This is a genomic window from Streptomyces platensis (assembly GCF_008704855.1).
GTDB classification, from domain to species: Bacteria; Actinomycetota; Actinomycetes; order Streptomycetales; family Streptomycetaceae; genus Streptomyces; species Streptomyces platensis.
On sequence record NZ_CP023691.1, the window covers coordinates 1,765,148 to 1,780,931 of the forward strand.

Consider the following 15,784-nt stretch of genomic DNA (forward strand, 5'->3'; position numbering starts at 1 on the left):
ATCTCCTCCCGGGGGCGGGCCGCCGTCGTACCTTTGTGCCGGCTAGGCCAGGCCGGTGGCCTTCTTCGCCGTCGCCCACTCCTGCTGTGTGACCAGGTCGGCCCGCACCTCGGCGAGCTGGACCGCCACCGCCGAGGGGGCGGTGCCGCCGCGGCCGCTGCGCGAGGCGAGCGCGCCGGGGACGTTGAGGACGCCGCGGACCTCGGGGGTCAGATGCGGCGAGATCTTCGCGAACTGCTCATCGGTGAGCTGGTCCAGCTCGATGCCGTGCGCCTCGCACTCCTTGACGCACTCCCCCGCGACCTCGTGCGCCACCCGGAACGGCACACCCTGCTTGACCAGCCACTCCGCGATGTCGGTGGCCAGCGAGAAGCCGGCCGGGGCCAGCTCCTCCATGCGCTCACGGTGGACGGTCAGGGTGGCCATCATCCCGGTGAACGCCGGGAGCAGCACCTCCAGTTGGTCGCAGGAGTCGAAGACCGGCTCCTTGTCCTCCTGGAGGTCACGGTTGTACGCCAGCGGCAGCGCCTTGAGCGTGGCCAGCAGCCCGGTCAGGTTGCCGATGAGGCGCCCCGACTTGCCCCGCGCCAGCTCGGCGATGTCCGGGTTCTTCTTCTGCGGCATGATCGACGAGCCGGTCGAGAAGGCGTCGTGGAGCGTGACGAAGGAGAACTCCTTCGTGTTCCAGAGGATGACCTCCTCGGCGATCCGGGAGAGGTTCACCCCGATCATCGCCGTGATGAAGGCGAATTCGGCGACGAAGTCACGGGAGGCCGTGCCGTCGATGGAGTTGCCGGCCGAGCCGTGCTCGAAGCCGAGGTCGGCGGCGACCGCCTCCGGGTCGAGGCCGAGCGAGGAGCCGGCCAGCGCGCCCGAGCCGTACGGGGAGACGGCGGTGCGGTCGTCCCACTGCCGCAGCCGCTCCGCGTCCCGGGACAGCGACTGCACATGCGCCAGGACGTGATGGGCGAAGAGCACCGGCTGGGCGTGCTGGAGGTGGGTGCGGCCCGGCATGGCCACGTCCGGGTGGGTCTCGGCGAGGCCGACCAGCGCCTCCTGGAGGTCGGCGATCAGCCCGCCGATGATCCGGGCGTGGTCCCGCAGGTACATCCGGAAGAGCGTGGCGACCTGGTCGTTGCGCGACCGGCCGGCCCGCAGCTTGCCGCCGAGGTCCGGGCCGAGCCGCTCCAGCAGCCCGCGCTCCAGGGCGGTGTGCACGTCCTCGTCGGCGATGGTGCCGGTGAAGGAGCCGTCGGCGACATCCGCGGCGAGCTGGTCGAGCCCGGCGTGCATGCGGCTGAGCTCGTCCTCGGTGAGCAGGCCCGCCTTGTGCAGCACGCGGGCGTGCGCACGGGAGCCCGCGATGTCGTACGGGGCCAGCCGCCAGTCGAAGTGGACCGACGCCGACAGCTGGGCCAGCGCCTCTGCCGGACCGTCGGCGAACCGGCCGCCCCAGAGCCGGACGTCACCGCTGTTGCTGCTCACTGCTGCTCCTCAAGGCTGCGGTAGATGTGCCACCTCCCCCAAGGTCTTAAGGACCAGGGGGTACCCCCACCCCACCGCGAGGGCAGGGAGGCGGGGGCTGATGAATCCAACGAGTCGGGTCAGGCGAGGTCGCGCTTGGCCGCGATCTTGCTCGACATACCGAAGAGCTCGATGAAGCCCTTGGAGAGCGACTGGTCGAAGGTGTCGCCGGTGTCGTACGTGGCGAGGTTGAAGTCGTAGAGCGACTGGTCGGACTTCCGGCCGGTGACGACCGCGCGGCCGCCGTGCAGCGTCATCCGGATGTCGCCGGTGACCTGCTGGCTGGCCTCGTTGATGAAGCCCTCCAGCGCCCGCTTGAGCGGCGAGAACCACAGGCCGTCGTAGACCAGCTCGCCCCAGCGCTGCTCGACCTGCCGCTTGTAGCGGGCCAGTTCGCGCTCGACGGTGACGTTCTCCAGCTCCTGGTGCGCGGTGATCAGCGCGATGGCGCCGGGCGCCTCGTACACCTCACGGGACTTGATGCCGACCAGCCGGTCCTCGACCATGTCGATCCGGCCGATGCCCTGGGCGCCGGCCCGCTCGTTGAGCTGCTGGATCGCCTGGAGGACGGTGACGGGCTTGCCGTCGATGGCGACCGGGACACCCTCCTTGAAGGAGATGATGACCTCGTCGGCCTCCCGGGGGGTGGCCGGGTTCTCGGTGTACTCGTACACGTCCTCGATCGGCGCGTTCCAGATGTCCTCCAGGAAGCCGGTCTCCACGGCCCGCCCGAAGACGTTCTGGTCGATCGAGTACGGCGACTTCTTGGTGGTCGCGATCGGGAGGTTCTTCTCCTCGCAGAACGCGATCGCCTTGTCCCGGGTCATCGCGTAGTCACGGACCGGGGCGATGCACTTCAGGTCGGGGGCGAGGGAGGAGATACCCGCCTCGAAGCGGACCTGGTCGTTGCCCTTGCCGGTGCAGCCGTGGGCGACGGTGGTGGCGCCGTGCTTCTTCGCGGCGGCGACCAGGTGCTTGACGATGGTCGGCCGGGAGAGCGCCGAGACCAGCGGGTAGCGGTCCATGTACAGGGCGTTGGCCTTGATCGCCGGGAGGCAGTACTCGTCGGCGAACTCGTCCTTGGCGGCCGCGACCTCGGCCTCGACCGCACCGCAGTCGAGCGCTCGCTTGCGGATGACGTCCAGGTCCTCGCCGCCCTGGCCGACATCCACGGCAACGGCGATGACCTCGGCGCCCGTCTCCTCGGCGATCCAGCCGATACAGACAGAGGTGTCCAGGCCGCCCGAGTAGGCGAGTACGACGCGCTCGGTCACGGGTTTCTCCTTACGGTGCATTCGCTGATGGGTATAAGTATGCACTCCACCGTATGTTTCGTCAACGCGTCGATGAATATGCAGGTCAGCGGCGGGTCGTCGGCGTGGCGCGGAGCCTCAGCCGCCCTCTTTGAGCACCTCGGTCAGCACGTTCACATGGCTCGCCGACAGATCCTTGGTGGCCGTCAGCAGCGTCAGCGGCCCCTCTTCGGCGTACTCCCGCAGCCGCTCCAGCGCCCGCTGCGCGGCCCCCTGCGCCAGCTCCCCGAGCATCAGCGCCGCAGCTCGGACGAGGGCGCCGCGTCCTTGCACCACTCGGTGAGCTGCGCATCGTCCTTGGACAGCCCGCGCGGCCACAGCCGATCGACCAGCACCCGGGCCCCGTCCGCCGGCTCCGGCGGCTCGTACACCCGGCCCACCCGGAAGGCATCCCTGGCAGACATTTCACCCATAACCTCATCGAACCACGGAAGCGGGGCCCCAGCCGGAGGCCCCGGAAGCACCCTCGGGGGACCCGCTTTGGATTCAGGGGCCGGGACAGGGTATTTTTCTTCTGCACGCCCCGGCCGGGAGTTCTCCGGCCGGCACGAGCACCGGGACGTGGCGCAGCTTGGTAGCGCACTTGACTGGGGGTCAAGGGGTCGCAGGTTCAAATCCTGTCGTCCCGACGGTGCAGTGAGGGCTTTCAGCCCAGGTCAGGGCCTTGCTTCGGATCGCCGAAGCAAGGCCCTTGATCGTTTCCGGGACTCCTCGGCCCGGACCCGCCGCCTGCCTACTCGCCCGGGGCGGTGTAGTAGTCGGCCAGCATCTGCGACGGCCAGGCCGGCTCATGGACCTCACCCTGTGGGCCCATCACGCCGAACCAGGGCTTGATGTCGAGCACCGGCGTGCCGTCCACCGCGTCCAGTGCCTCCACATGCAGGTCCAGGCCGTCCACCGCGACCAGGCGGCAGCGCGAGACACCCAGCCGGTTCACCCGCCGCATGTTCCGATGGGCGAACGTACCGCCCGCGGGCCAGTCCGGGTTGCCCCGGGGCCGTCGCAGCTCGGGAGGCAGGTCGCCGGGGGCGGTCAGGTGGAAGAGGAACACGACCTCGATATGGGAGAACGCCTCCAGACCGACCACCGACTCCTCGGTGTACCGCTCGGGGTCGATGCGGATGACGGAGCGGGTGCCGCCCCAGTAGTCATCCGTCGGTTCCACACGTCCGCCGATCACGTGGGCGACGGGCACGACGGTGAATTCTTCTGCCACGGTGCTGAGCTCCTCGGGGTGGGTTGGGGTGGGGCCGATGGAAACGCCCCGGCCGGTGGGTTCACCGGCCGGGGCTTCGCCGCCGCACGCGCGCCGCGCGGCGCCGTGGTGCCGCACTGCTACGGCACCGGCGGCACCACGTCCGACAGGTCGCGCTGGTGCGGGATCACGATCTCTTCCGGCTTCTGCAGTGCCACGGTGCGGGCCGGGGAGGGAATCCGGATGCCCTCGTCCCGGTAGCGCTGGTGCAGGCGCTTGATGAATTCGTGCTTGATCCGGTACTGGTCGCTGAACTCGCCGACGCCCAGGATGACCGTGAAGCCGATGCGGGAGTCGCCGAAGGTGTGGAAGCGGACGGCCGGTTCATGGTCCGGGTCACCGCCGTTGACGCCCTTCATCACGCTCTCGACGACCTCGGTGGTGACCCGCTCGACATGGTCGAGGTCGCTGTCGTAGGCGACGCCCACCTGCACCAGGATCGTCAACTTCTGTTCCGGGCGGGTGAAGTTGGTCATGTTGGTGCCGGCCAGCTGGGCGTTGGAGATGATCACCAGGTTGTTGGAGAGCTGCCGCACCACAGTGTTACGCCAGTTGACGTCGACGACATAGCCTTCCTCGCCGCTGCTGAGCCGGATGTAGTCACCGGGCTGCACGGTCTTCGAGGCGAGAATGTGCACGCCCGCGAAGAGGTTGGCGAGGGTGTCCTGGAGCGCCAGGGCGACCGCGAGGCCGCCCACGCCGAGCGCGGTGAGCAGCGGGGCGATGGAGATGCCCAGGGTCTGGAGGACCACCAGGAAGCCCATCGCCAGCACGATGATGCGGGTGATGTTGGCGAAAATTGTGGCCGATCCGGCCACCCCGGACCTGGACTGCGCCAAGGACTTCACCACACCGGTGATCACCCGGGCCGCGGTGAGCGTGACGACCAGGATGAGCAGCACGGTCAGCGTCCGGTTGACGGTGTGTCCGACCGTCGGCGTGAGCGGCAGCGCCGCGGCCGCCGCCGCCAGGCCGCCCGTGATCGCCGCCCAGGGCACCACGGCCCGCAGTGCGTCGACGAGGATGTCGTCCCCGCTCCACCGCGTCCTGAGCGCGTGTTTGCCCAGCCAGCGCAGGGCCACCCGCAGCAGCAGACCCGCCGCGATACCGGCGGCCAGCGCGGCCCCTGCGACGATCAGATCGTGCAGTGTGAAGGCCCGGTTCACCGGCCGGCTCCCACTGCCCTGGGGAACGGCTCCGCTATGAGCCCGATGTGATGTCTCGTCACCTGGTCACCCGCTTGTCTCTGAGGCTGCGAAAGCGCCAGGACATGCATGGACCCCCCGACGCGAACTGCCATCCTGCCGCATACCGTTCGGCGGGTGTCGGGGGGTTCCGGACAGTGTTCCGGTCAAGAGGTGCGTGGGGCGGAGCGAGCGCCGTACGGCGGGGAGAGGGGGCGCGCCGGCGGCGGAGGACGCGGCCGGTGAGCTCACCGGCCGCGTGCTTCTGACGCTCAGTGCGCCTTCTGGGCCAGCCGCAGCAGATGGTCGGCGAGTGCCTGCCCGCCCGCGGGGTCGCGGCTGATCAGCATCAGGGTGTCGTCGCCGGCGATGGTGCCGAGGATGTCGTGGAGTTCGGCCTGGTCGATGGCCGAGGCCAGGAACTGGGCGGCGCCCGGCGGAGTGCGCAGGACCACGAGGTTGGCGGAGGCCTCGGCGGAGATGAGGAGTTCGCCGGAGAGACGGCGCATCCGCTCCTCCTTGGCGGACTCCCCCAGCGGCGCCCGTGGCTTGCGGTCGCCGCCCTCGCTGGGCACCGCGTAGATCAGCTCGCCGCCGGTGTTGCGGATCTTCACCGCGCCCAGTTCGTCCAGATCGCGGGAGAGCGTCGCCTGGGTGACGGACAGGCCGTCGTCGGCGAGCAGCTTGGCGAGCTGGCTCTGGGAGCGGACCGGCAGCCGGTTGAGGATGTCCACGATCCGGCGGTGGCGGGCGGTGCGGGTCTGCGGTACGGCCTGGCCGCCGTTCTGCGCCTCGTTGTCCTGCGGCTCGGTCATCGTTGTCGTCAGTCTCCGGCTCGTCGTTCCCCGTCGGCCCCTTGGCGGGCCGTGTTGAGGACGGCGGGCAGCTTCCGGAGGAACTCCTCCGCCTCCTCGTCGGAGACGATCAGCGGCGGGGCGAGCCGGACGACGTCCGGCGCGACCGCGTTCACCAGGAGGCCCGCGTCCTGAGCCGCCTGCTGCACCTGCGGCGCAAGCGACTCCGTCAAGACGATACCCAGGAGCAGCCCCACACCGCGGACCTGGCTGACCAATGGGTGGCCCAGCGCCTCGGTCCCGGTACGCAGCCGCTCGCCGACGCGCTTGACGTTCTCCAGGATGCCGTCGGCCTCGATGGTGTCCAGGACGGCGAGCGCGCCGGCGCAGACGACCGGGTTGCCGCTGAACGTCGAACCGTGCGAACCGGGCGTGAGCAGGCCGGCGGCCCGGCCGAAGGCCAGCGTCGCGCCGATCGGCAGTCCGCCGCCGAGGCCCTTGGCGAGGGTGACGATGTCCGCCTCGACGCCCTGCGCCTGGGACTCCAGCCAGTGTCCGGTCCGGCCGATGCCGGTCTGGATCTCGTCGAGGACGAGCAGGGTGCCGGTGGCGGCGGTGATCTCGCGGGCGGCCCGGAGGTAGCCGGGCGGCGGGACGATGACGCCGTTCTCGCCCTGGACGGGCTCCAGGATGACGAAGGCGGTGTCGGTGGTGACGGCGGCGCGCAGCGCCTCCACGTCCCCGTACGGGACATAGTCGACGTCGCCGGGCAGCGGGGCGAACGGCGCCTGCTTGGCGGGCTGGCCGGTGAGCGCCAGGGCGCCCATGGTGCGGCCGTGGAAGCCGCCGGCGGTGGAGACCATATGGGTGCGCCCGGTCAGCCGGCCGATCTTGAAGGCGGCCTCGTTGGCCTCGGCACCGGAGTTGGAGAAGTAGACCCGGCCGGGCCGTCCGGCCAGCGCCAGCAGGCGCTCGGCGAGGGCCACGGTGGGCTCGGCGACGAAGAAGTTCGAGACATGGCCGAGGGTGGCGACCTGGTCGGAGACCGCGCGGACCACCGCGGGGTGGGCGTGCCCGAGGGCGTTGACCGCGATACCGCCGAGGAAGTCGAGGTACTCCTTGCCGTCGGCGTCCCACACGGTGGCGCCCTCACCGCGGACCAGCGGGATACGGGGGGTGCCGAAGTTGTCCATCATGGCGCCCTGCCAGCGCCCGGTGAGCCCTGCGTTGGTCGCCGGGCCGTGGGTGTGTGCCACGTCGCTCATGTCGCCCCCTCGATCGTGTTCGCGTCCGGCACGACCATCGTGCCGATTCCCTCGTCGGTGAAGATCTCCAGCAGGATCGAGTGCTGGACCCGCCCGTCGATGACCCGGGCGGTGTGCACCCCGTTGCGGACGGCGTGCAGACAGCCGCGCATCTTGGGGACCATGCCGCTGGCCAGGTCGGGCAGCAGCTTCTCCAGTTCGGTGGCGGTGAGGCGGGAGATCACCTCGTCGCTGTTCGGCCAGTCCTCGTAGAGGCCCTCGACGTCGGTGAGCACCATCAGCGTCTCGGCGTCGAGCGCGGCGGCCAGCGCGGCCGCGGCGGTGTCGGCGTTGACGTTGAAGACACCGGAGGCCCCCGAGGCCCCGGAGGCGGCGTCCTCCTCGTCGCTGCTGCGGGCGATGGAGGAGATCACCGGGATGCGGCCGTCGTCCAGCAGCGCCTGGACCGCGCCGGGGTCGATGGCGGTGATCTCGCCGACCCGGCCGATGTCCACCCGCTCGCCGTCGACCTGGGCGAAGTGCTTGGTCGCGGTCATCAGATGGGCGTCCTCGCCGGTCATGCCGACGGCGAGCGGGCCGTGCTCGTTGAGCAGCCCGACCAGCTCGCGCTGCACCTGGCCGGCCAGCACCATCCGTACGACGTTCATCGCCTCGGGGGTGGTGACCCGCAGGCCGCCCTTGAACTCCGACTCCAGGCCGAGCAGGTCCAGCTGGGCGCTGATCTGCGGGCCGCCGCCGTGCACGACGACAGGGCGCAGTCCGGCGTGCCGCAGGAAGACCACGTCCTGGGCGAAGGCGCGCTTGAGCTCCTCGTCGACCATGGCGTTGCCGCCGAACTTGATGACGACGGTCTTGCCGTGGTGACGGGTCAGCCAGGGCAGCGCCTCAATGAGCGTGCGAGCCTTGGGCAGCGCGGTGTGCTTGCGTGCGCTCATGCTCCGGCCTCGCTTCGCTCGTCCCGCTGTGAGCACAGCGCGCACCTGTCCATGATTCCTTCGCTCCGCTCACTCATGACGAGTACGCGCTGTTCTCGTGGACGTAGTCGGCCGTGAGGTCGTTGGCCCAGATGACCGCGGACTCGGTGCCAGCGGCGAGGTCGGCCGTGATGCGGACCTCCCGGTAGCGCATGTCGACCAGCTCGCGGTCCTCGCCCACGGAGCCGTTCTTGCAGACCCAGACGCCGTTGATGGCGACGTTCAGCTGGTCGGGCTCGAAGACGGCGGACGTGGTGCCGATGGCGGAGAGCACCCGCCCCCAGTTGGGGTCCTCGCCGTGGAGGGCGCACTTGAGGAGGTTGTTACGGGCGATGGAGCGGCCGACCTCGACCGCGTCGTCCTCGCTGGCCGCGCCGACGACCTCGATCCTGATGTCCTTGCTGGCGCCCTCGGCGTCCCCGATCAGCTGCCGGGCGAGGTCGTCGCAGACCGCGCGCACCGCCTCGGCGAAGTCGTCGGCGGCCGGGACGACGCCGGAGGCGCCGGAGGCGAGCAGCAGCACCGTGTCGTTGGTCGACATACAGCCGTCGGAGTCGACCCGGTCGAAGGTGGTACGGGTGGCCGCGCGCAGCGCCGTGTCGAGGTCGGCCGACGGCACATCCGCGTCGGTGGTCAGCACGACGAGCATGGTGGCCAGGCCCGGGGCGAGCATGCCGGCGCCCTTGGCCATACCGCCGACGGTCCAGCCGTCCTTGGTGACGACAGCGGTCTTGTGCACGCTGTCGGTGGTCTTGATGGCGATGGCGGCCTTCTCACCGCCGTGCGGGCTGAGTTGGGCGACGGCCTTGTCGACGCCGGGCAGCAGCTTGTCCATCGGGAGCGGGACGCCGATCAGGCCCGTCGAGCAGACCGCGATCATGCCGGCGTTGTGCCCGCCGGTCTCGTCGTACCCCGCGGTGTTCAGCGACGCGGCGACCTTCTCCGCGGTGGCGTGGGTGTCCTGGAAGCCCTTGGGGCCCGTACAGGCGTTGGCGCCGCCGGAGTTGAGGACGACGGCGGTGAGCTCTCCGCTCTTCAGTACCTGTTCCGACCAGAGCACCGGCGCCGCCTTGACGCGGTTGGAGGTGAAGACACCGGCGGCGGCGGTCCGGGGCCCGGTGTTCACCACGAGGGCGAGGTCCGGATTCCCGCCGCTGCCATTGGCAAGAGGGGCTTTGATCCCGGCCGCGATGCCCGCCGCCGTGAATCCCTGTGCTGCCGTCACGCTCACTGCATGTCCTCCGTCGCTTCTCCGGTCCCGCCGGTCCCGCCGTGCTGCCCCGTGCCGTTGCGGGTCACGGCGCGACCCCGACCTTCGGGAGCCCCGTCCCCTCGGGGAGGCCCAGGGCGATGTTCATGCTCTGCACCGCGCCGCCCGCGGTCCCCTTGGTGAGGTTGTCGAGGGCGCTGATCGCGATGATCCGGCCGGCCGCCGCGTCGAGGGTCACCTGGATCTGCGCGGTGTTGGAGCCGTACACGGCGGCGGTCGACGGCCACTGCCCCTCGGGCAGCAGCTGGACGAACGGCTCGTCGGCCAGCGCCTTCTCGTACGCGGCCCGTACGGCGGCGGCGTCCACACCGGGCTTCGCCTTCGCCGAGCAGGTGGCGAGGATGCCGCGGGACATGGGCGCCAGGGTCGGGGTGAAGGAGACGCTGATGCGCTCACCGGCCACCGCGCTCAGGTTCTGGATCATCTCGGGGGTGTGCCGGTGGCTGCCGCCGACGCCGTACGGGCTCATCGAGCCCATGACCTCGGAGCCCAGCAGATGCGGCTTGAGGGCCTTGCCCGCGCCGGAGGTGCCGGTGGCCGCCACGATCACGGCCTCGGGCTCGGCGAGCCGGTCCGCGTACGCGGGGAACAGGGCGAGCGAGACGGCCGTGGGGTAGCAGCCCGGGACCGCGATGCGCCGGGTCCCCTGGAGCGCGGTGCGCCCCCCGGGAAGCTCCGGCAGCCCGTACGGCCAGGTGCCCGCGTGATCCGAGCCGTAGAACGCCTCCCAGTCCGTGGCGTCACTCAGCCGGAAGTCGGCGCCGCAGTCCACGACGAGGACATCGGGCCCGAGCTCCTCGGCGACCGCGGCGGACTGTCCGTGCGGCAACGCGAGAAACACGACCTCGTGCCCGGCCAGGACCTCGGCGGTGGTCGCCTGGAGCTCCCGGTCGGCCAGCGGAGCCAGATGCGGCTGGAGCGCCCCCAGCCGCTGCCCGGCATTGGAGTGCCCGGTCAGCGCCCCGATCTCCACCCCCGGGTGCCCCAGAAGCAGACGCAGCACTTCACCCCCGGCATACCCACTCGCCCCGGCCACTGCCGCTCGTACCGTCATGGACCCTCCTCCTCGATGGCATGACTATACGGAATCTGGCAGGTTTATGCAATGGCGGTGAGGCGACCCCGCGAGGCGGAGCAGTGACCGGGATTTTTCGTGGGCGAACGAGCACGCCGGTTGGCGAATCTTGGACTCGTAACGCTGCGTTGCGATCAGTTCCAAAGGGCGACCCTCCCTGCCGGCCGGGTGGTGCCGTTGCGGGTGTGGGCCTGGTAGTCCCTTGCGCGACAGCTCGCTGATCTGGGGGCGTGATGGCGGCAAGGGGGTTCTTCCGGATCGCGCAGGGCAGGCGGGTCGCACTCAACGGGATCACGTGGACGATCGAAGATGCCCACGGCCGGCTCGGCCGACTCGTCCTCGTGGATGACGAAGGGCACGCGGAGACTCGCTCCCCGAGTGCCGTTTCGCCGAGCCGCATTCACCGATGAGCGGCCAGCACTGCCGCGAGACCTTCTTGCAGGTCCTTGACGAAATACTCGGGAACCTCCAGCGACGGGAAATGTCCCCCGCTTTCGGGCGACCTCCATCGGACGATCTGCCGGTACCGCTCCTGCGCCCAGGGGCGCGGACACTTCTCGATGTCGCGGGGATACATACTGATTGCTGACGGGACGTCGACCCGGAGTTCCGGGTCCAGCGAGTTGTGGCTTTCGTAGTAAATGCGGGCCGCCGAAGCGCCGGTCCGCGTCAGCCAATACAGGGTGACGTCGTCGAGAATCCTGTCTCTGGTAATCGTCTCGAACGGGCTGTCTTCCGTATCTGACCACTCAGCGAACTTGTCAAGGATCCAGGCAAGAAGCCCGACCGGTGAGTCGACGAGCGAGTAGCCGATGGTCTGCGGTCGGGTCGCCTGCTGCTTCGCGTACGCCGCGCGGTGGCGCCAGAAATCGCGGGTTTCCTCGGTCCACTTGCGCTCGACCGCTGTCAGCCCGTCCGTTGTCAACCCGGGCGGCGCCTCCGCGAACAATGTGTGGATGCCGAGCACGTGCGCCGGGAACCTGCCACCGAGAACCGTGGTGATATTCCCTCCCCAGTCGCCGCCGTGGGCCACGAACTTGCTGTAGCCGAGCCGTCCCATCAGTTCCACCCATGCGGCCGCGATCTTTTCGGTTCCCCACCCGGTGGTGGCCGGCTTGTCGCTGTAACCAAAGCCTGGTAGCGACGGGACCACGACGTGGAACGCCGGCGCGTCCGCATCTTTCGGATCCGCCAGCTCGTCCACTACATCGATGAACTCGGCAATGCTGCCTGGCCAGCCGTGCGTCAAGATCAGAGGAGTGGCATCTGCCCGTGCGGATCGGCGGTGCAGGAAGTGGATTCCCAGATCATCAATCGTCGTGCGGAACTGGCCGATCCGGTCAAGGCGCTCTTCGAATGAACGCCAGTTGTACCCGGTGCGCCAGTAGTTCACGACATCGATGAGGTCGGCGAGCGGAACGCCCTGTTCCCATCGACGAGCGCCGGGCCCGGCGCGATAGACCGTCTCGGCCTCCGGCAGCCGCGCCGCGGCCAGTCGCGCGCGCAGATCGCCGAGGTCAGCGTCGGTTGCGTGGGCTTCAAATGCTTGCACGTCGCTGGTTGGACGGGGCATCAGGCCTCCTAGCCATCGCGGAACCGGCCACGACCCATCACGAACCGGCTAAGGCGGTTCTAGCAGTTCTCCAAGCCATGCCGCAACCAGCTAAGGTGGTTCCATGCGTGCTGGATTCCCTGACTTCCGCCTCGGTGCCGTGCTGGCGACCAGCTTCACGGGGACTCTGTCGGAGCGTCATGGCGACGCCGTGGAGCGCATTCCCACGCCGCAGCGACTCGTCGACTGGCTGGCGGTGAGCGGCCTCGCCGTGGACTCCTGCACCGCTGCCCAGCTCGACCTCGCCCGGGAACTGAGGGAGTCGATTCACGCCGCCGCGACAGCAGCCGCGGTCCAGGACGCTCTCCCTGCATCTGCTGTCCACGTCATCAATGAATGCAGCGCTCAGGGGCGGGCCGCAGCGATCCTGACGCCCGAGGGCAAGCGGCGATGGCGGCTCAGCTCGGCTTCCTGCGTGGAAGATGCCCTCGGCGTGATCGCCGCCGACGCGATCAGCATCATCGCAGGCGAACGAGACGGAAAATTGGCCCTGTGCGCATCGCCGACCTGCCAAGCCGCCTTCTTCGACACCAGCCAAAGCCGCACCCGGAAATGGTGCGACATGAACACATGCGGGAATCGTCAGAAGAAAGCGCGCTTCAACGCCAACCAGCGTAAAAACCCCAGATCAGCGGAGTGACTGATCGGCGATGAGCCGGCAGACCGCTCACATCGCGGTGAACGCGTCCCGCGCAACGCTCATCGAGGCCACCCGGCCCCCACCCCGCCCCACACGACCGCCGCCCCCACCAGGGGCGGCGTATCCGTGCCCGTGCCCGTAGCTCAGGCGTGCTGGGGGATCTCGTTCTTCAGGGAGGACCTGATCTGTTCGCGTAGTTCCGGGCTGTCGGTGTGGCCGTGGACGGAGACGGCGTGCTCGGCGGCGGCGCGGACGACTTCCTCTTCCTCGCCGGTGATGACGAGGGTGCAGTTCATCTCGCTCGGGTAGTCCCGGCAGTCGACCTTCTTTCGCATGGTGCACCTCCTGCTCTTCCTCCAGTGTCGGCCGGTCGCGGCCACCGGCCGTATACGGCGAATCCCGTATGGCGCCCGGGGTGGCGGGGCTGTTGCAGTGAAAAGGACGAGGAGGTGAGAGCCATGGCGACGTCCTCCGGTGTCGGCTCGGGCGGGGCTCTGGATCAGGAGCGGGTGCAGGCGTTCCTGGAGCGAGTGATCACCGACAGCGGGGCCGCGGTCGCCGGTCTGTGCACCTCGCTCGGTGACCGGCTCGGCCTGTACACAGCCATGGCCGGTGCCGGGCCGCTCACCTCCGCGCAGCTCGCCGCCCGTACCGGGCTGGTCGAGCGCTATGTCCGCGAGTGGCTGGCCGCGCAGGTCGCCGGCGAGTACGTCAGCTACGCGCCGGACACCGACACCTACCTGCTGCCCGCCGAGCACGCCGCGGTCCTGGCGGACCCGGAACTGCCCACGTACGCGGCGGGCTTCTTCACCGCGATGCAGGCGCTCTACGCCACCGAGGACGCCCTGATGGAGGCCTTTCGTACCGGTGAGGGCGTCGGCTGGGAGGAGCACAGCACGGCGCTGTTCGCCGGTACCGCGAAGTTCTTCCGCCCCGGCTACGCGGCCGCCCTGGTCCCGGAGTGGCTGGCCGCGCTGGAGGGGGTGCGGGAGAAGCTGGAGCGCGGGGCGCGCGTCGCGGACGTCGGATGCGGCTACGGCTACTCCACGACGCTGATGGCGCGGGCCTTCCCCCGGTCGCAGTTCCACGGCTTCGACTTCCACCGCCCGTCCATCGAGGCCGCCCGTGGCATCGCGGACGAGGAGGGGCTGGCCGACCGGGTCAGCTTCGAGGTCGCCACCGCCCAGGACTACCCGGGCGAGGACTTCGACCTGATCACCTTCTTCGACTGTCTGCACGACACCGGCGACCCGGGCGGTGCGCTGCACCACGCCGAGGAAGCGCTGGCCGACGGCGGGACCTGCATGGTCGTCGAGCCGAACGCCTCGGCGAACGCCCAGGAGAACGCCCACCCCGTCGGCCGGGCACTGACCGCCGCCTCGGTCGCCGTCTGTCTGCCGTCCGCGCTGGCCCAGCACGGTCCGCGGGCACTGGGAAACCACGCGGGTGAGGAGACCATGCGGGAGATCGCCGACGAGGCCGGACTCCACCACTGGCGACTCGCCGCCGAGAGCCCCCTCAACCGCGTCTATGCCGTCGGGCGTTAACGCGCCTGACGCGCCCGGCCGGTCTTCCCCCGGCCGGCCGGGTGGCCCTCATTTGACGGGCCCCCGCCCCCTCGGCACGCTGGACATATGAGCGCGGCCGCGGAGGCCGGCCTGCGACGCATTCTCGCCGTCGTGGACCTCCTGATCGATGCCGTCGACGAGGAAACCCTTGTTCCGGCACTGCTGCCGCTGCTGCTCGGCGCCGTTCCCGGCGACAGCATCATCTGGTCCCCCCGCGCCGGCACCGCCGACCAGCCGCTCACCCTGCCCCCCGGTCTGCTGACCCCGGACGTGCGGGTGGCGTTCGCCCGGGAGGCGGCGGCGGACTGCCTCGTCACCCACACCACCCTCGGCTCCGGCACCCCGATGCGGCGCTCGACGCTTCAGACCCGCGCCGAGTTCCACGCCCTCGCCGCGTACGCCGAGGTCTACCGGCCGTTCGGCGCCGAGCAGCAGCTCGCGATGTCGTTCCCCGCGGGGTACGCCGCCGGCCGGCCGCGGAAGGTCTGTGTGGCGATCAGCCGCAACGGCAGCGACTTCTCCGACGACGATGTGGCGGCCGCCGCCCTGCTGCGCACCCGGCTCAGCCATGTGCTCCACCGGCTCGCCCCGCCGACGCCGCCGCCCTCCCTCGTCACCCGCCGCGAGTCGGCCGTACTCGCCCTGCTCGCCCGGGGCCTGACGAACCAGCAGATCGCCCGCCGGCTGGAGATCAGCCCGCGCACCGTCGACAAACACCTGGAACACGCCTACGCGAAACTGCGGGTGAGCAGCCGGGTCGAGGCGGCCAATGCCTGGCTGACGCGCGGGCGGACGGCGGTGCCGCTCGGGCCGTAGGGCGTGTCCGCGACGTCCCGCCCGGCCCGCGCCGCTCCCGCCGATGAGGTGCCGTTCCTGATGGACGGGTCGGGGCTGGCCGCCCTGGATCTCCAGCCGTAGCGGACGGGGCTCGCTCCCCCGCCGGTCAGCGGGGCAGGATGTGGCGCCGGTAGGTGACCAGGTTGTGGCGGACGCCGGTGACCTCCACGGTCAGATGGCGGTCCGGGCCGATGGGGAAGTGTGCCGTACAGCGCACCGCGTCGTACCGCACGGGCCGCAGGTCGCCGGAGCAGCGCACCGCGTCGGGCCCGTTGCGGAACGGCAGGGTGAGCTGGCCGCTGATCGTCCGGGCTATCTCGGTGCGCGGCACGGTGTGGGTGCCGCCGTCGACCTCGCTGGTGGCGTCGCGGGCGCGGAACCGGGCGGCGGTCAGCGCGAGCACGCCCGCCACGGCGAGGGCCGTGAGGAGACCGAGGAGCAGGACGCGCCGGGGCGGATGTGCGCTCACCGCC

At 70.3% G+C, this 15,784-nt stretch carries 15 protein-coding genes, 1 tRNA gene and 1 pseudogene; 4 read left to right on the top strand and 13 right to left on the bottom strand.

What is annotated here, in order from left to right:
• Positions 1-42: 42 nt before the first annotated feature.
• From argH to CP981_RS07545, 3 genes and pseudogenes are all read right to left on the bottom strand, one after another.
• On the bottom strand, positions 43-1,485 hold the full coding sequence (argH, locus tag CP981_RS07535) for an argininosuccinate lyase (RefSeq protein WP_085925951.1): 1,443 nt from the start codon (positions 1,483-1,485) through the stop codon (positions 43-45).
• Between the two features lie 119 nt (positions 1,486-1,604).
• Positions 1,605-2,798, bottom strand: coding sequence for an argininosuccinate synthase (locus CP981_RS07540; RefSeq protein ID WP_085925950.1), 1,194 nt, complete (start codon positions 2,796-2,798; stop codon positions 1,605-1,607).
• Between the two features lie 117 nt (positions 2,799-2,915).
• Positions 2,916-3,241: pseudogene (locus tag CP981_RS07545) on the bottom strand (DUF488 domain-containing protein).
• 151 nt (positions 3,242-3,392) lie between these two features.
• Here CP981_RS07545 and CP981_RS07550 point away from each other — a divergent pair.
• A tRNA-Pro gene (locus CP981_RS07550) sits at positions 3,393-3,466 on the top strand.
• Positions 3,467-3,570: 104 nt separating this feature from the next.
• Here CP981_RS07550 and CP981_RS07555 read toward each other — a convergent pair.
• From CP981_RS07555 to CP981_RS07590, 8 genes are all read right to left on the bottom strand, one after another.
• Positions 3,571-4,053 carry an SAM-dependent methyltransferase gene (locus tag CP981_RS07555; protein ID WP_085925992.1) on the bottom strand — a complete coding sequence of 161 codons (483 nt, stop codon included), beginning with the start codon at positions 4,051-4,053 and terminating at the stop codon, positions 3,571-3,573.
• A gap of 119 nt (positions 4,054-4,172) precedes the next feature.
• Positions 4,173-5,258 (bottom strand): mechanosensitive ion channel family protein, encoded by a 1,086-nt coding sequence (locus CP981_RS07560; RefSeq protein WP_085925949.1) that lies wholly within the window; start codon positions 5,256-5,258, stop codon positions 4,173-4,175.
• 290 nt (positions 5,259-5,548) lie between these two features.
• On the bottom strand, positions 5,549-6,091 hold the full coding sequence (locus tag CP981_RS07565) for an arginine repressor (RefSeq protein WP_042157018.1): 543 nt from the start codon (positions 6,089-6,091) through the stop codon (positions 5,549-5,551).
• An 8-nt stretch (positions 6,092-6,099) separates the two neighbouring features.
• Positions 6,100-7,335 (bottom strand): acetylornithine transaminase, encoded by a 1,236-nt coding sequence (locus CP981_RS07570; RefSeq protein ID WP_085925948.1) that lies wholly within the window; start codon positions 7,333-7,335, stop codon positions 6,100-6,102.
• Entirely contained in the window at positions 7,332-8,270 is a 939-nt protein-coding gene (gene argB / locus CP981_RS07575; RefSeq protein ID WP_085925947.1) for an acetylglutamate kinase, read from the bottom strand. The genes CP981_RS07570 and argB overlap by 4 nt, the downstream gene beginning before the upstream one ends.
• A gap of 73 nt (positions 8,271-8,343) precedes the next feature.
• Positions 8,344-9,540 (bottom strand): bifunctional glutamate N-acetyltransferase/amino-acid acetyltransferase ArgJ, encoded by a 1,197-nt coding sequence (gene argJ, locus CP981_RS07580; protein WP_085925946.1) that lies wholly within the window; start codon positions 9,538-9,540, stop codon positions 8,344-8,346.
• A 64-nt stretch (positions 9,541-9,604) separates the two neighbouring features.
• Entirely contained in the window at positions 9,605-10,633 is a 1,029-nt protein-coding gene (gene argC / locus CP981_RS07585; protein ID WP_085925945.1) for an N-acetyl-gamma-glutamyl-phosphate reductase, read from the bottom strand.
• 421 nt (positions 10,634-11,054) lie between these two features.
• The gene (locus tag CP981_RS07590) at positions 11,055-12,227 is read right to left on the bottom strand and encodes an epoxide hydrolase family protein (protein WP_085925943.1); all 1,173 of its coding nucleotides are present in this window, start codon (positions 12,225-12,227) and stop codon (positions 11,055-11,057) included.
• 103 nt (positions 12,228-12,330) lie between these two features.
• Between CP981_RS07590 and CP981_RS07595 the strand changes: the two genes are divergently transcribed.
• Complete coding sequence (locus tag CP981_RS07595; protein ID WP_085925942.1) at positions 12,331-12,906, top strand: CGNR zinc finger domain-containing protein; 576 nt, start codon at positions 12,331-12,333, stop codon at positions 12,904-12,906.
• A 143-nt stretch (positions 12,907-13,049) separates the two neighbouring features.
• Here the strand turns inward: CP981_RS07595 and CP981_RS07600 are convergent, their stop codons facing one another.
• The gene (locus tag CP981_RS07600; protein WP_085925941.1) at positions 13,050-13,241 is read right to left on the bottom strand and encodes a DUF1059 domain-containing protein; all 192 of its coding nucleotides are present in this window, start codon (positions 13,239-13,241) and stop codon (positions 13,050-13,052) included.
• Between the two features lie 123 nt (positions 13,242-13,364).
• On the opposite strand from CP981_RS07600, the gene CP981_RS07605 reads away from it, so the two are divergent.
• Both CP981_RS07605 and CP981_RS07610 read left to right on the top strand, forming a co-directional pair.
• Positions 13,365-14,453, top strand: coding sequence for a class I SAM-dependent methyltransferase (locus CP981_RS07605; RefSeq protein ID WP_085925940.1), 1,089 nt, complete (start codon positions 13,365-13,367; stop codon positions 14,451-14,453).
• Positions 14,454-14,540: 87 nt separating this feature from the next.
• Positions 14,541-15,290, top strand: coding sequence for a helix-turn-helix transcriptional regulator (locus tag CP981_RS07610; RefSeq protein ID WP_085925939.1), 750 nt, complete (start codon positions 14,541-14,543; stop codon positions 15,288-15,290).
• A gap of 127 nt (positions 15,291-15,417) precedes the next feature.
• Here CP981_RS07610 and CP981_RS07615 read toward each other — a convergent pair whose 3' ends face one another.
• Positions 15,418-15,780, bottom strand: coding sequence for a DUF4333 domain-containing protein (locus CP981_RS07615; RefSeq protein ID WP_085925938.1), 363 nt, complete (start codon positions 15,778-15,780; stop codon positions 15,418-15,420).
• Between the last annotated feature and the right edge of the window lie 4 nt (positions 15,781-15,784).

Bases quoted from the DNA above. Each gene is read 5' to 3' on its own strand.
- CP981_RS07565 (WP_042157018.1), bottom strand. From the start codon at position 6,091: ATGACCGAGCCGCAGGACAACGAGGCGCAGAACGGCGGCCAGGCCGTA.
- CP981_RS07570 (WP_085925948.1), bottom strand. From the start codon at position 7,335: ATGAGCGACGTGGCACACACCCACGGCCCGGCGACCAACGCAGGGCTC.
- argB (WP_085925947.1), bottom strand. From the start codon at position 8,270: ATGAGCGCACGCAAGCACACCGCGCTGCCCAAGGCTCGCACGCTCATT.
- argC (WP_085925945.1), bottom strand. From the start codon at position 10,633: ATGACGGTACGAGCGGCAGTGGCCGGGGCGAGTGGGTATGCCGGGGGT.
- CP981_RS07590 (WP_085925943.1), bottom strand. From the start codon at position 12,227: ATGCCCCGTCCAACCAGCGACGTGCAAGCATTTGAAGCCCACGCAACC.
- CP981_RS07595 (WP_085925942.1), top strand. From the start codon at position 12,331: ATGCGTGCTGGATTCCCTGACTTCCGCCTCGGTGCCGTGCTGGCGACC.
- CP981_RS07600 (WP_085925941.1), bottom strand. From the start codon at position 13,241: ATGCGAAAGAAGGTCGACTGCCGGGACTACCCGAGCGAGATGAACTGC.
- CP981_RS07605 (WP_085925940.1), top strand. From the start codon at position 13,365: ATGGCGACGTCCTCCGGTGTCGGCTCGGGCGGGGCTCTGGATCAGGAG.
- CP981_RS07610 (WP_085925939.1), top strand. From the start codon at position 14,541: ATGAGCGCGGCCGCGGAGGCCGGCCTGCGACGCATTCTCGCCGTCGTG.